11 protein-coding genes are annotated in these 15297 nt (G+C 61.0%); all 11 read left to right on the top strand.

Annotated elements, in window-relative coordinates; all coding sequences use genetic code 11:
- The first annotated feature begins 110 nt into the window (after positions 1-110).
- From CAG31_RS06395 to CAG31_RS06345, 11 genes are read left to right on the top strand one after another with little or no spacing between them, the layout of a single operon-like run.
- The gene (locus tag CAG31_RS06395) at positions 111-251 is read left to right on the top strand and encodes a type VI secretion protein (protein ID WP_085579031.1); all 141 of its coding nucleotides are present in this window, start codon (positions 111-113) and stop codon (positions 249-251) included.
- A gap of 18 nt (positions 252-269) precedes the next feature.
- Positions 270-1466: a type VI secretion system-associated FHA domain protein TagH gene (tagH, locus tag CAG31_RS06390; RefSeq protein WP_085579029.1), complete on the top strand. Its 1197-nt coding sequence runs from the start codon at positions 270-272 to the stop codon at positions 1464-1466.
- Between the two features lie 5 nt (positions 1467-1471).
- Complete coding sequence (tssJ, locus tag CAG31_RS06385; RefSeq protein ID WP_085579027.1) at positions 1472-1972, top strand: type VI secretion system lipoprotein TssJ; 501 nt, start codon at positions 1472-1474, stop codon at positions 1970-1972.
- A 2-nt stretch (positions 1973-1974) separates the two neighbouring features.
- Positions 1975-3306, top strand: a complete 1332-nt coding sequence (tssK, locus tag CAG31_RS06380; RefSeq protein WP_085579025.1) for a type VI secretion system baseplate subunit TssK — start codon at positions 1975-1977, stop codon at positions 3304-3306.
- A 5-nt stretch (positions 3307-3311) separates the two neighbouring features.
- A complete protein-coding gene (icmH, locus tag CAG31_RS06375) occupies positions 3312-4187 on the top strand; it encodes a type IVB secretion system protein IcmH/DotU (RefSeq protein WP_085579022.1) in 876 nt (291 codons plus the stop codon).
- 13 nt (positions 4188-4200) lie between these two features.
- Positions 4201-7740 carry a type VI secretion system membrane subunit TssM gene (gene tssM / locus CAG31_RS06370; RefSeq protein ID WP_085579020.1) on the top strand — a complete coding sequence of 1180 codons (3540 nt, stop codon included), beginning with the start codon at positions 4201-4203 and terminating at the stop codon, positions 7738-7740.
- The gene (locus CAG31_RS06365; RefSeq protein WP_085579018.1) at positions 7740-8468 is read left to right on the top strand and encodes a PP2C family serine/threonine-protein phosphatase; all 729 of its coding nucleotides are present in this window, start codon (positions 7740-7742) and stop codon (positions 8466-8468) included. The genes tssM and CAG31_RS06365 overlap by 1 nt, the downstream gene beginning before the upstream one ends.
- On the top strand, positions 8465-9472 hold the full coding sequence (locus CAG31_RS06360; protein WP_085579016.1) for a serine/threonine-protein kinase: 1008 nt from the start codon (positions 8465-8467) through the stop codon (positions 9470-9472). The genes CAG31_RS06365 and CAG31_RS06360 overlap by 4 nt, the downstream gene beginning before the upstream one ends.
- 21 nt (positions 9473-9493) lie before the next feature.
- Entirely contained in the window at positions 9494-11536 is a 2043-nt protein-coding gene (tssI, locus tag CAG31_RS06355; protein ID WP_085579014.1) for a type VI secretion system tip protein VgrG, read from the top strand.
- A gap of 48 nt (positions 11537-11584) precedes the next feature.
- Positions 11585-14443, top strand: a complete 2859-nt coding sequence (locus tag CAG31_RS28660) for an SH3 domain-containing protein (RefSeq protein ID WP_256578071.1) — start codon at positions 11585-11587, stop codon at positions 14441-14443.
- Entirely contained in the window at positions 14436-15293 is an 858-nt protein-coding gene (locus CAG31_RS06345; protein ID WP_085579011.1) for a hypothetical protein, read from the top strand. The genes CAG31_RS28660 and CAG31_RS06345 overlap by 8 nt, the downstream gene beginning before the upstream one ends.
- Positions 15294-15297: the final 4 nt, after the last annotated feature.

Genomic DNA, 15297 nt, shown 5'->3' with positions numbered 1-15297 from the left:
ATGGCGCGAAGGCCCCGATGCAGAGCCTTCGCCAACACCCCGAACACCTCTTTCAGCGCCGCCCGCAAGGGTCGGCGCTTTGTGCTTTGTCTACACCTGGAGACCCTCTGATGCCTGTACGTCACTGGCAAGCCGTCCTGCTGACCCTCGTCGTTCTATGCGGCCTCGGCGGCTGCAGCGGCAACTACAAATACAACGACAAGGACTATCGCCCGTTGGGTGATCCGCAGGCGGCCAATCGCGGCAAGTGACCGCAAGGAGCATCAAACATGGAACTGGTTTTCGAAATGCTGAACACCAAGCAGTTCGTGCCCACCGAACTGTGCCAGAAGACCTTCAAGCAGGCCGGCGGCGTGATCGGACGGGGCGAGGACTGCGACTGGATCATCCCGGACCGCAAGCGGCACCTGTCCAACCACCACGCGATCGTCAGCTACCGCGAGGGCACGTTTTTCCTCACCGACACCAGCAGCAACGGCGTGCAGGACGGTGAGAGCGGCGCCCGCCTGCACAAGGGCGAGCCGGTGCGCATCGAACACGGCAGCACCTACGTGCTGGGCGATTTCGAGATCCGCGCGCGCCTGGTGCGCGACCCGGCGACCTTCGACGGCGAAGCCGGGCGCCCCCGTGCCGCCGGCAGCATCATCCCGGACGACGCCTTCCTCGACCTCGACCCGCTCAACGCGCTGGAGCAGCAGGAGCGCGTGTACTCGGAGATCGAAGAGCTGCTGGCGCCCAACACCAAGCCTGAGGACTCCCGTCAGCGCGCCGACTACGCCCGCATCGACATGGAAAGCCTGATGGTGCCGGAGCTGATCAGCGAGCCGGCCAAGCCTGAGCCGGCCCCGGCGCCGAAAGCCGTCGAGCGCCAGAGCGAAGGGTTCTGGGAACACTTCGGCACGGCGCTGGGCGTGGACCTCAAAGGCCTGAGCCACGACGAGCGCGAAGAATTGGCGCTGAACGCGGCGCGCCTGCTCAAGCAGAGCATCGGCGGCCTGCAGCAGAGCCTGCGCACCCGTTCGGAGCTCAAGAACGAACTGCGCCTGGCCCAGACCACCGCCCAGGGCACCAACAAGAACCCGCTGAAGTTCGCGGTGGATGCCGGCGAAGCGCTGGGCATGCTGCTGCAGCCGCACAAGCCGGGGCACCTGCCGGCGGCGCAGGCGGTGTCCCGTGCGTTCCGCGACTTGCAGGCGCATCAGGTGGCCCTGCTGACCGCCAGCCGTGCGGCGGTGCGCGGCACCCTGGAGCACTTCTCGCCGGAGCAGCTGACCCTGCGTTTCGAGCGCGACAACAAGCCGCTGATCGCCACCTCCGGCGGCCGCTGGAGAGCCTTCGGCCGCTACCACCAGGCGCTGCGCCAGGACGACGACTGGAGCGAGCGCCTGCTGGCCCGCGACTTCGCCCAGGCCTACGAAGAACAGATCCGCCTGATCTCCACCCTACACACCGATCTTCAAGGATGATGCGCATGCCTCGCCGCTCGACCGCTTTTCTCAAGACGCTGACGGCCTTCGCCGCGCTGGTGCTGCTGGCCGGCTGCTCGTCGCTGACGCCGTATTCGACGATGACCAAGGTCAACCTGAAGCTGACCGGCAGCGACCAGCTGAACCTGGACCTCAACGGCCGGCCTTCGCCGATCGTGGTGCGCCTGTTCGAGCTCAAGCACCCGGTGACCTTCGAGAACGCCGACTTCTTCAGCCTCTACGAACGCGCCAAGGAATCCCTCAACCCGGACCTGGTGGCCAGCGAAGAACTGGAGCTGCGCCCGGGCGAAACCGTGGAGCTCAAGCTCAGCGTGGAGGAGGGCAGCCGCTACGTCGGCATCCTCGCCGCCTACCGCGACCTGTCGGACGCCCAATGGCGCCACACGGTGCAGATCACCCCGGTGGAAATCAACGAGGTCGACCTGACCCTCGATCAGGCCGGCATCCGCAATACCCATGCCGTGCTGGCCAAGGCGGGTGACTGACCATGAATACCCATAAAGTCATCTGGCAGGAAGGCATGCTGCTGCGTCCGCAGCACTTCCAGCACAACGACCGCTACTACGACCACCAGATGAAGACCCGCACCCAGTTGCTGGGCGGCTACACCTGGGGGTTCCTGAACCTTGAGATCGACCTGCAGTTCCTCAACATGGGCAAGCTTGTGATCAGCGAAGCCTCGGGGATCCTGCCGGACGGCAGCCTGTTCGAGCTCGGCGGCAACACCGAGCCGCTGGCCCTGGACGTGCCGCCGAACACCGGCAACACGCCGATCTACCTGGCGCTGCCGCTGGTCACCGGCAACCACATCGAGGCCCGCCGTCCGGAGCAGTCCGACGTGCTGGCGCGCTACACCGCCTACGAGACCGAAGTGGCCGACTCCAACGCCGGCGACGATTCGGCCAGTCAGGTCAGCTGCGGCCGCCCGGACTTCAAGCTGCTGCTCGGCGAGCAACAGAGCGACCAGGCCTACGTGAAGCTGAAGATCTGCGACGTGCTCGACACCACGCCGGACGGGGTGATCAGCCTCGACCCGGATTTCGTGCCGACCTACATCCAGGCCCACGCCTCCAGCTACCTGCTGTCGTGCCTGAAAGAAGTCATCAGCATGCTCAACCACCGGGGCGACACCATCGCCGAGCGCATCCGCTCCAACGGCAAGGTGGGCGGCGCGGAAGTCGGCGACTTCATGATGCTGCAACTGATCAACCGCACCGAACTGCTGCTGCGCCACTACCTGGGCCTGGAGCAGGTGCACCCGGAAGAGCTGTACCGCACGCTGCTGACCATGCTCGGCGACTTGGCGACGTTCTCCAGCGAAAACAAGCGCCCGCGCCTGGACAGCCGCTATTCCCATGCCGACCAGGGCGCAAGCTTCCGCAAGCTGATGGAATCGATCCGCCAGGTGCTGTCGATGGTGCTGGAACAGCACGCCATCGAGCTGATCCTCCAGGCGCGCCAGTACGGGATCATCGTGTCGCCGTTGCACGACCACAAACTGCTCGGCTCGGCCTCGTTCGTGCTGGCGGCCAGCGCCAACTGCGACTCCGAAGAACTGCGCCACCGCCTGCCGGCGCACCTCAAGGTCGGCCCGGTGGAGCGCATTCGCCAACTGGTCAACCTGCACCTGCCGGGGATCAAGGTCAAACCGTTGCCGGTGGCCCCGCGGCAGATCGCGTTCCACTCGAACAAAACCTATTTCATCCTCGAACTCAGTTCCGAAGACCTGGCGCAGCTCGAGCGCTCCGGCGGCTTCGCGTTCCACGTGTCCGGCGAATTCGCCGAGCTTGAACTGAAATTCTGGGCCATCAGGAACTGACCGACATGATCAAGGACATGGAACACAACCAGGACGACAAGACCGTCCTGCTCGACCGTCAGGGCCATGGCCCGGCGTCGGGTCCGCTGACCGACTTCGCTGCGCCGCCGCGCTTCGAGCAACTGGAAGAACGGATGATCTACGCCGCGCGCCTGCGCCCGGCGGAAGCCTTCAACATCAGCCTCAATTCGCTGGTGGCGGCGTCCTCCGAACTGCTGTCGGAAGTGGTGCGGCTCAAGCACAGCGAAACCCGCGAAGACCTGTACGCGCTCAACGAGCGCCTGACCGCCGGGCTCAAGCTGTTCGAGGTGCGCGCCCTGCACAACGGTGCCGAGAGCAGCCAGGTGATGGCCGCCCGTTACGTGCTCTGCACCGTGGTCGACGAAGCCGTCGTCACCACGCCGTGGGGCAACGAAAGCGAGTGGTCGCAGATGAGCCTGCTCAGCAGCTTCCACAACGAGACCTTCGGCGGCGAGAAGTTCTTCCAGCTGCTCGACCGGCTGTCGAAGAACCCGGTCAAGCACCTGCCGATGCTGGAGCTGATGTACCTGTGCCTGTCCCTCGGCTTCGAAGGCAAGTACCGGGTGCAGGCCCGCGGCATGCTGGAGCTCGAAGGCATCCGCGACGCCCTCTACCGGCAGATCCGCCAGCTGCGCGGCGACGTGCCGCGCGAGCTGTCGCCGCAGTGGGAAGGCCTGAACGACCAGCGCCGCAACCTGGTGCGCATCGTGCCGGCGTGGATGGTGGTGCTGTTCACCTTCGTCTGCCTGGTGATGATGTTCTCGGGGTTCGCCTGGGTGCTGGGCGAGCAGCGCGACACCGTTCTGCAACCTTATCAGCCGTTTGATCCGGCCGCGGCGGCGCCGCAGTCGCAGCCGTAAACAGGGACGTGTGATGAAAAAGTTTTTCAAGAAAGTCGGCGCCTTCCTGCGCCAGACCTGGGTCTGGACCCTGCTGCTGGTGCTGTTCGTGGCGCTGCTGGTGTGGTTCGTCGGGCCGTTGCTGGCGGTGGCCGACTACAAGTTCTGGGAAGGCTCGACCTCCCGCCTGCTGACCATCAGCGTGCTGTTCCTGATCTGGGGCCTGACCATGGTCTTCGTCAGCTGGCGCGCCGGGATCCGCAAGAAGGCCGTGGAAGAGACCGAAGACGGCCAGGACCGCATCCGCCGCGAAGAGCTGATCGACGAAGAGCAGAAGGAACTGAAGGCGCGCTTTCGTGATGCGCTGAAGACCCTCAAGACCTCGAGCCTGTACCGTGGCCGCAGCGAGCGCTGGCGCAACGACTTGCCGTGGTACCTGCTGATCGGCCCCCAGGGCAGCGGCAAGACCAGCCTGCTGGACTTCTCCGGGCTGGAATTCCCGATCAACAAGATCGACCGCAAGCTGACCCGCGACACCCTCGGCACCCGTCACTGCGACTGGTACTTCGCCGACCACGGCGTGCTGATCGACACCGCCGGGCGCTACATGAGCCAGCCGGACGCGGAAGTCGACGGCAGCGCCTGGACGACCCTGCTGGAGCTGCTGCGCAAGCGCCGCCGCGGCCGTCCGCTGAACGGCGTGCTGGTGACCATCCCGGTGGAGACCCTCACCGGCGGCAGCGAGCAGGACATCGAGACCCTGGCCCGCCAGGTGCGCGGCCGTCTGCAGGACGTGTACCAGAAGCTGCACGTCGATGTGCCGGTGTATCTGGTGCTGAGCAAGGCCGACAAGCTGCTGGGCTTCGACGAATTCTTCGACCAGCTGACCCGCGAGGAAAGCGACCAGGTGCTCGGCACCAGCTTCCGCAAGGATCAGGTCGGCACCGACGTGACCGTGCTGCGCGGTGAATTCGAAGAGCTGCTGCGTCGCCTCAACAGCCAGGTGATCATGCGCATGCACTCCGAGCGCGACACCCAGCGCCGCGGCCGCATCCTCGACTTCCCGCACCAGCTCGGCCAGATCGGCGAGCGCATGTGCCTGTTCGTCGACATGGCGTTCACCGGCAACCGCTACCAGCGGGCCAGCCAACTGCGCGGCTTCTACCTGATCAGCGCTCCGCACCTGACCCAGGAAATGGACTCCGCCACCGCCGGCATCGGCGCCAGCCTGGGCATGAGCGCCGGCGTACTGCCGACCCTGCGCAGCGGCCGTTCGCGGTTCATCCATCACCTGCTCAGCCGGGTGATCTTCCCCGAGGCCGACCTGGCGGGCCTGGACAAGCGCGAGCGCAGCCGCATCCACTGGGGCCAGCGTGCCCTGTACGTGGGCGCGCTGGGTGCATTGGCGCTGTTCGGCATGCTCTGGGCCGGCGGTTTCTCGGCCAACTACGAGCGCCTGGAGAACCTCCGTGCGCTGGCGCAGAACTGGACGCAGCAGCGCACCGCGCTGAGCCCGCGCGACGACGCGATGGGCGTGCTCAAGACCCTCGACACCAGCTACGCCGCCACCCAGGTGTTCCCGAAGAAGGGCGACGTGTCGTACCACGAGCGTTTCGGCCTGTACCAGGGCACCGACGTCAACCCGGTGGTCAAGGAAGCCTACGAGCGCGAGCTTGAGAAGCAACTGCTGCCACGGGTCGCTACCCAGCTCGAAGGGCAGATCCGCGCCAACATGAAGGACCGCGAAAAGCTGATCAACAGCCTGCGCGCGTACCTGATGCTGAACATGAAGGATCGCCGCGACGCCGCGTGGCTCAAGGACTGGGTCGCCAACGACTGGTCGATGCGCTACTCCGGCAACACCGCGGTGCAGAACGGCCTGACCACGCACCTGGAACGCCTGCTGCAACAGCCGTTCATCTACCCGCTCAACGAGCAACTGGTGACCCAGGCCCGTCAGGTGCTGCGCAGCGAATCCCTGGCCGCCGTGGTGTACCGCATGCTCCGCGAGCAGGCGCGCAACCTGCCGGACTACCGCTTCAGCCAGCACCTGGGCCCGCAGGGCTCGCTGTTCATCGGCACCGAGTACGTGATCCCGGGGTTCTACACCCTGCAGGGCTATCAGCAGTACTTCTCGGTGCAGGGCTCGGCGCTGGTCACCGACATCCTGCGTGACAACTGGGTGCTGGGCGAAGGCGCGGGCATCAGCGACATGGACCTGCGTCGCCTGATGGTCGAGCTGGAGCAGCTGTACTTTCGCGACTACGCCAACTACTGGAGCGAGGCCGTCGGCCAGGTGGCCCTGCCGCCGATCAACGACGCCGGCGAAGGCGCCGAGCAACTGGCGGGTCTGACTTCGGCCAACTCGCCGGTGCTGGCGCTGCTGTCGGAAGTGCGCGAGAACACTCGCTTCCCGGTGGTCGCCGAGCCGGTGGACGAAGCCGGCGACGCCGCCGATGCGCTGGCCGGGCAGAAGGGCAAGCTGGGCAAGGTCGGCAAGATCGCTTCCGCCGTGGCCGACAAGGCGTCGGCCATGAACGTGGCGAAGAACCTGCCGGACACCGCCAAGAAGTCTCTGCAACGCCGCTTCGAGCCGCTGCACCGTCTGCTGGACGACAACAACGGCCCGGCCGCCGACCTGACCCCGGCCCTCAACGCGCTCAACGACCTGCAACTGCAACTGGCCAGCCTGGCCCGTTCCAGCTCGCCGGAACAAGCTTCGTTCGAAATGGCCAAGACCCGCATGAGCGGCCAGCGCGATGCGCTGACCAACCTGCGCAACGCCTCCGGCCGCCTGCCGCGTCCGCTCAGCGTGTGGTTCAACGTGCTGGCCGAGGACTCCTGGCGCCTGGTGCTCAACGACGCCTACCAGTACCTCAACGGCCGTTACCAGAACGAGCTGTACAGCGTGTACGGCAAGACCATCAGCAAGCGCTATCCGTTCAGCGCCACCAGCACCAGCGACGTGGCGATCAGCGATTTCCGCGACTTCTTCAAGGCCCAGGGCATCGTCGACCGCTTCTTCGACACCTACATGCGTCCGTTCGTCAGCGGCGATCCGGGCAACTACCGGATGCGCAGCGTCGATGGCCACAGCCTGCCGGTGTCCAAGGTCTACCTCGACCAGATGGCCGCGGCGCTGGTGATCCGCCAGAGCTTCTTCTCGATCAACCCGGCCGAGCCGCAGGTGCAGTTCAAGCTGGAGCCGTACACCCTGGATCCGGCGGTCAGCCGCTCCGAGTTCAAGTTTGGCGACAAGGTCATGGAATACCGCCACGGCCCGATCCTGCCGATGTCCTTCAAGTGGCCGACCGATGCTGAAGACGGCCGCACCAGCCTGGTGATGGACAAGATGGCGGGCCGCCCGATCGGCATCGAGAAGAACACCGGCCCCTGGTCGCTGTTCCGCCTGTTCGACCTGATGCAGACGGAATACCTGACCGGCCGCGACGTGCTGGTGCTGAAGGCGGACGTGGGTGGCTTGCGCGCCAACTACCTGCTGACCAGCCAGCGCACGCCGAACCCGTTCGACCTCAGCGTGCTGCGCACCTTCCGCATGCCGGTGCAGCTCTGATGCTGGTGGCCAGCCCTTGGCGCAGCGCGGCCCGCACCGACGCGGGCAAGGTGCGTTCGCGCAACGAGGACGCCTTCCTCGACTGTCCGCAGCAGGGGCTGTGGGCGGTCGCCGACGGCATGGGCGGTCACCAGGGCGGCGACGTCGCCAGCCAGCTGATCGTCGCCAGCCTCGCGGAGCTGCCTCAGCAGGACGACTTCGACGAACGCCTCAAGGCCATCCGCCAGTGCCTGCACTGGCTCAACCGGCGTTTGGGGCAGGAGCTGACCGTCACCGCCGGCCGCCACGACAGCATCATGGGCAGCACCGTCGTGGCGCTGCTGGTGGAAGGCAACCGCGCGGCGTGCATCTGGGCCGGCGACAGCCGTTGCTACCTGTGGCGCGGGCAGCGTCTGTATCAACTGTCGAAGGATCATTCGCTGCAGCAGCAACTGATCGACGAGCAGCAGATGAGCGCCGAACAGGCCGCCGCGCACCCGGCGGCCCAGGCGCTGACCCGGGCGGTCGGCGCCGCCGAACAACTGACCCTGGATGTGCTGGAGCTTGAGGTGTATCCGGGCGACGTGTTCCTGCTGTGCAGCGACGGCCTCTACCAGGGCCTGAGCAGCGACGCGATGGGCAACGCCCTGAGCCTGAGCGCGCCGCATGTGGCGCTGGAGCGCCTGTTCGACGGCGCCCTGCGCGGCGCCGCGCGGGACAACCTGACCGCCGTGGTGGTGCGCCAATGAACGGGCTCGAATCCTCGGTCGACGACCTGCTCATGAGCGAAGAGCAGGCCAACAACCTGACCTACTTCGCCTTCGCCAAGTCCCACAAGGCAGAGCCCGCGCTGGCGCCGACCAAGGCCAGCATCGGCGAGCTGCCCCAGATCCTGGCGGGCCGCTACCACCTCGAGCGCCTGCTCGGGGCCGGCGGCATGGGCGCCGTCTACCGGGCGCGGGACCTTTTGCATGAGCAGTTCGGCGATCCCGACCCTTACATCGCGCTGAAGATCCTCGGCGAAGAGTTCGCCGAATCGCCGGACGCCAGCGCCTTGCTCTACAGCGAGTTCGCCCTGACCCGGCGCCTGCGCCACGACAACGTGGTGCGCGTGCACACGTTCGAAGTGGACACCGACTGCCAGCGGGCCTTCATCACCATGGAACTCATGCGTGGCCTGACCCTGGACAAATTGCTCTGCGAGCGGCCCCTGGGCCTGCCGTGGAAAGAACTGCGCGACATTGCGCTGCCGCTGCTCGACACGCTGGCCTGCGCCCACCGCCGCGGCGTGCTGCACGGCGATATGAAACCGAGCAACGTGATGCTCAGCGAAGACGGCCTGCGCCTGTTCGACTTCGGCTTAGGTCAAGCCGAAGAGGGCGTGCTGCCCGGCCTGCCGCACCTGAGCCGCGAACGCTTCAATGCCTGGACACCGGGCTACGCCGCCCCCGAACTGCTGGAGGGCCGGCCGCTGTCGGCCAGCGCGGACGTGTACGGCGCCGCCTGCGTGATCTACGAGCTGGCGGGCGGCAAACACCCGTTCCGTCGCCTGCCTTCGACCCAGGCCCGGGACGAAGGCCTGGACCGCGGCCTGGAGGCCCCGGACAACCTACCGAAACACTGCTGGCCCGCGCTGCGCACCGCGCTGGCCTTCGACGCGGCGCAGCGCACCGTCACTGCCCGCCAACTGCATGAAGCACTGAGCGCCGATCCGTCCTGGCTGCAGCGTCTGGCGCTGCGGCGCCACGGATGACATTCGAACAGGGAGCCCTTTATGTTCAACCCCGCTAACGAAACCCACTTCAGCCTCACCGTCGAAGACTACGTGGGCGACCTGCAAGTGCTGTCGTTCACCGGCACCGAAGGCATCAGCCAGCCGTTCCGCTTCGACCTGGAACTGGTCAGCGAAAACCCCGACCTGGACCTGGAGCAGCTCCTGCACAAGCAGGCCTTCCTCGCCTTCGACCCGCAGGGCTCGGGCATCCACGGCCAGATCTACCGCGTCGCCCAGGGCGACGCCGGCAAGCGCCTGACCCGCTACAAGGTGTCGCTGGTGCCGCAGATGCAGTACCTGCATCACCGCACCAACCAGCGCATCTACCAGCAGATGTCGGTGCCGAAGATCATCGCGCTGATCCTCGACGAGCACGGCATCAAGGCCAACGCCTACAGCTTCCAGCTCAGCCAGAAGTGCCCGGACCGCGACTACTGCGTCCAGTACGACGAGACCGACCTGCACTTCATCCAGCGCCTGTGCGAGGAGGAGGGCATCCACTACCACTTCCAGCACAGCAAGAAGGGCCACCTGTTGGTGTTCGGCGACGACCAGACCGTGTTCCCCGACCTCGGCCAGCCGACCGCGTATGTGCAGGGCAGCGGCATGGTCGCCGAAGAGCCGGTGATCAAGGGCTTCAAGCTGCGCCTGGAAACCCGCACCGGCCGCGTCACCCGCCGCGACTACGACTTCGAGAAGCCGCGCCTGCAACTGGAGGCGGCCTACAAGCCGGACGGAGAAAGCACAGAGCCGGATCTGGAAGACTACGACTACCCGGGCCGCTTCCTCGACCGTGCGCGCGGCAAGTTCCTCAGCCAGCGCGCCCTCGAACGCCACCGCGCCGACTACCGCCAGGCCGAGGGCCGGGGCGACCAGACCAAACTGGTCAGCGGCCATTTCATGGCCCTGTCCGACCACCCGCGCAGCGAGTGGAACGACCTGTGGCTGCTCACCGAGATCGTCCACGAAGGCAAGCAGCCGCAAGTGCTCGAAGAGTCGGTGACCAGCGACACCACCGACAACAAGGACGACTTCCACCAGGGCTACCGCAACCGCTTCCTCGCCACCCCGTGGGACGTCTTCTACCGCCCGGCCCTGGAACACACCAAACCCCGCGTGCTCGGCAGCCAGACCGCCACCGTCACCGGCCCCAAGGGCGAAGAGATCCACTGCGACCAGTACGGCCGCGTCAAAGTCCAGTTCCACTGGGACCGCGAAGGCCTGGCCGACGACAAGACCAGCTGCTGGCTGCGCGTCTCCAGCGCCTGGGCCGGCGACCGCTACGGCGCCATCTCCATCCCGCGCATCGGCATGGAAGTCCTCGTCACCTTCCTTGAAGGCGACCCCGACCAACCCCTCGTCACCGGCTGCCTGTACCACAAGGAAAACCCGGTGCCCTACGCCCTGCCGGCGAACAAGACCCGCAGCGTCTTCAAGTCCCTCAGCTCCCCGGGCGGCGGCGGGTACAACGAACTGCGCATCGAAGACAAGAAAGGCGCAGAACAGATCTACATCCACGCCCAGCGCGACTGGGACGAAAACATCGAACACGACCAGAAGATCCGCGTCGGCAATGAACGCCACGACACCGTGGTGAAGAACAGCTACACCGAACTCAAGGCCGAAGAACACCGCACGACCATCGCGGACCGCAAGATCGAAGCGCGAATGGACGACCACCTGACCGTCGGCCAGAACCAGCACGTGAAACTGGGCACCGCGCAACTGACCAGCGCAGGCAAAGAGATCCACCTCAAGGCCGGCGACAAGATCGTCATCGAAGCCGGCACCGAACTGACCATCCAGGGCGGCGGCAGCTTCATCAAGCTCGACGGTGGCGGCGTGACCGTGGTGGGGCCGGTGGTGAAGATCAATGCCGGCGGGTCGGCTGGCTCGGGCACCGGGATCGGGATCAAGCCGCCGGTGCTGCCGGGGGCGGCGGATAAGGATAAGGCGGGGAGTTTGATGGATCAGGCGTTGTTGAATGCGGTGCCTCAGAAAGCTGACCCTCGACCAATGCGAATGATCAGGTTCTCTGGTTGACCGCCAACGGAAAAAAAGGATTAGGTAAAAGTACAAATGACAGAGCCAGTGAAAGTTAAAAAGTGGTCTTACCCGATAAAGATTGGTGGTGCGGGTGGCACAGATCCACAGCGGTATTACGCGGCCTTAGCGAAGGCGCAGGATGGTTATTACCCACTTGGTAGCAATGGCTTGTGGCATGGCGGCGTGCATTTTGATGAGGCTTCCGGATTAGTCTCTGCACAGAGCGAGGTACGCTGTATCGCTGATGGGCAAGTAGTTGCCTATCGTATCGATGACACCTATCCAGCCACGGTATATACGGATCGCACCGCTTTTGCTTCGACAGGCTTCGTGCTGGTAAAGCATCTCTTGGAGATGCCCGCCCCCCCTACACCTTCTGCCGACTCGGGCGCCGCTCAGGCTGCGGGCCCAATATTGACGTTTTATAGTCTCTATATGCATCTGTTGGACATGGAAGGCTACAGGACGAAAACACCCATGTTGGAACGGCCCTCATACTGGGTTAATGGTGGCTATCAGGTAAAAGCGAGTGTAAGTGATCCCGTCGAGGGTTTGAACGTACGCGCCGACCTCCCAGGGACAGCGGGCTACACCGATATTCTGACTACATTGCCCCGTGGCACTACTGTTACAACGGGAGTCGCAAGTACAGATGGAAAATGGCTAAAAGTTGTCAGTGTGGCGCCAGAAGCTGACCAATCCGCAGCTATAGGCGGGTGGGTATTCAAAAACCAAATGAACAGTAAAGGCGTAAATGAATACCTGATTGGCGAACTAGCGAAAAATATCCCTTCTAATCAAGCTAAGGGTTTGAGAGTGCGTAGGACTGGTTCGACTACCGGTGAGGTTATGTCGATACTGCCTGCTGGCACTCAAGTTGAGATTAGCCAAGAGGGAGCGGTTGGAAACTATCGGAAACTCGTAAAGGTCGTAAGTGGAGCACCGATCCCCGCACTTGCCACTGATGAGAACGGAAATGTTGGCGGTTATGTATGGTTACCTTCACTTGAGACCAAGACCGAACCCAAAGATCTGGGAAAGGTTGTTCTGCTCGATAATCCAGTAGCTATTAAGGCTGGAGCGTTAGTGGGATTTGCCGGTCATTATCAGGAACACGATGAGGGAACGGCTCGTAACTTGGTTCATGTAGAGGTTTTTACATGCGAAGAGATTGAGAGCTTTGTTTCTCTTAGTCGAAACAAATCCGCTACCTTGCCTACGGATCAAAAAAGACTTATAAAAATTTATAAAGGTACAAAGTTAATTACCCATCGACCAGATATCAACGCGACTAACCCACCACAAGTGAGCGATGCCGGTTTAGTAATTGGATATGATTTGATCATGCCACTTGGCGTGCTGGAGGCATTGCCGGCTTCAAAAAAAATTAGGCAGTCGGTAACAACTCCTGGGGTGGGTTCAAGCCCAGCTACGTCAAGCACTATTCGTTGGTGGCATCTTGAGGGGGTTCTGGGTGACGCACATGGTAACTCGATTAATGGATGGCTAGGCGAGAAAGATCTGATTACCACCCGCCATAATCCATGGGAGTGGGAAGGATTCCAATTCATCGAAGAGAACAGTAGTAACGCTGAGCATCTATCCTCATTTCTACATGATCGTGATCTTCTTACCGAAGAAGAAAAGGCTACTTTTGTCCCGATGGCCAGTAAGTCGACTAAAGGGCCGGTAAAGGAAGGCTTGTATGACATTATTGATGCTGACAAGAACGATAAGCTGACAGCTACGGAAATACAGGCGGCACTTGCAAAGCCTTGGTTTGCGCAATCTATATCGCAGCTTATTACTAAGTGTGAAAGTGAGTGGTTCTATGAAGCGGCCAAATGGGATGCGTTGGATGGATTAATGGGGCATTCAGAAAACGTACCCAATTTAAACTGGGTTGCGCAAAAAAAACGAATCAAGGAAATGTCGTGGTGGGAAGAGGTGGCTACGAAGGAGACATTGAGCCCAGATGGTAAGGTTTGGCATATGCATCCTGTTGGGGTGATAGGGAATTTTAACACCAAAAAACAATGTGATTGTAACGTTGTTGTTAAAGTTACCCGCTGGGGCTCTCATTACGGACCTGTAGTGTGGGGAGAGGTAAAACTTGGGGATGTACCTCAGTGGGCTGATTTTGAAGCAGCTGGTAAAGTGACGGCTTTTGAAAAGAAAGTTATTGCCGTTATGTGTGAAAATGAGGGGAAGATCAATACAGTTCAGTCCTATGATAGTGAGCTAATTTCTGCGGGCGCGATGCAGAAAACCGTGAACCCTCAGGGTGAAGGTGAATTTCCAATTCAAGTGAAATCATTTAAGGAGCAGTACCCTGATGAGTTTGCTGAGCTTTTTGAGAACCAAGGATGGTATTTGGATTTAAGCGCTGATAAACCTAAGATGTATTACAAAGATCCTGAATTCGCCAATGGCGAAAAGCTTGAGCGAGCTGAATTAAAAAGCAAATTGAGAGTCGGGTGCGGAGAGTCAACATTTGGAAATGTTATTCAATGTAAGCCAGTCTCTGTTTTGGCTTGTGCAGTGGGGTCTCCTTCTTTTGTGGAGCTTCAAATTTCAGATTTTATAAAGCGCTTGAAAGAGCTGCAGTCAAAAAAACCAAGCTCTTACGACTTTACAGTTGGGCAATTATTTTTATCGACCCTCGGACAGGCTACAGTTCTGGATGAGCACGTTAACCGTCCTGGTAACGTAGCGGAAAATCTTAAGAACGCTTTAGATAGATTTTTCTCAGAAAATCCCACTATCAGTAAGAATGTAAGTACATGGGGAAGTAATCATGCTAGTTATGAGCGGAAAATTACTGATATTTACGGCCCGGGTCGTACTGGAATGACAACTCCTAATGTTAGATATGCGAAGCTAAAGGCGGCAGTAAATGTTTAATAGATATTCTCTCGTGATTTTATTTTCGGCTTCGCTTGCTGGAGTAAGCTATGCCGATACACAGTCGTTAAAAATTGTCGGCTATAATGAAAGTGCTTTAGTCTTTGATAAATATAATGAGGATTTTGGAGGGTGGGGTGACGTTCAATATCGGAGCGAGAAATATGGATTTAGTATGTATTCGCTACCGAAAAAGCTAGAAGGTTTCGAGGAGGGGGTTGTAGCAAATTCAGATATAAACCGTTTATCAGCTGATAAAAAGTACGTGGTGGTTCAGCGAACTAATGCAGCGGAAATGGTTGATGGGGACGGAAATAAAATCGTCTCTTCGCAGGCATATTGCGATATGATTTCGCTAGAAACCGGATGTATAGAAAATATTGGCTCGGTACAACAGTGCGATGGTCAGTGGATAGATAATAAATGGAAGAGTACTCGGGGAGAGTTTTTTGAGTTTTCAAAAGGGGGTGTCCCTCCGAGAAAGCTACTTTCTGAAGCGGTTGGCTTGACTGAAAAAGACTCGCGGGCGAATTCGCTTAAGGACTCTTTATTTATGGGGGTATCTTCTTATTTTACGTGCTATCCTCCTGGAAAAAACATATCTGAGTATAATGATATTGCATTCTATCTTGCTCAAGGTGGTGAGCATCTTTTAGCGATGCAGATTTATAATTATTTGTTGCCGATTGCTGAAGATAGAATTCCATTGAAGTTAAATGCTGCCGACTCCCTTTGGGCTCTAGGTAGGCATGAAGATGCAAAGAGTTATTATGCCAAGTATCGTGACGCAATGATAAAAAAAGGTTTGGGAGATAAGGTTCCTGAGAGAGTTGTTGGGCGTTTGAATTAGTGGT

It is taken from the genome of Pseudomonas sp. R25(2017) (assembly GCF_002112565.1).
Classification (GTDB): domain Bacteria; phylum Pseudomonadota; class Gammaproteobacteria; order Pseudomonadales; family Pseudomonadaceae; genus Aquipseudomonas; species Aquipseudomonas ekonensis.
The sequence above is the reverse complement of the archived record's forward strand: the minus strand, read 5'-3'. Positions and strand labels throughout refer to the sequence as shown.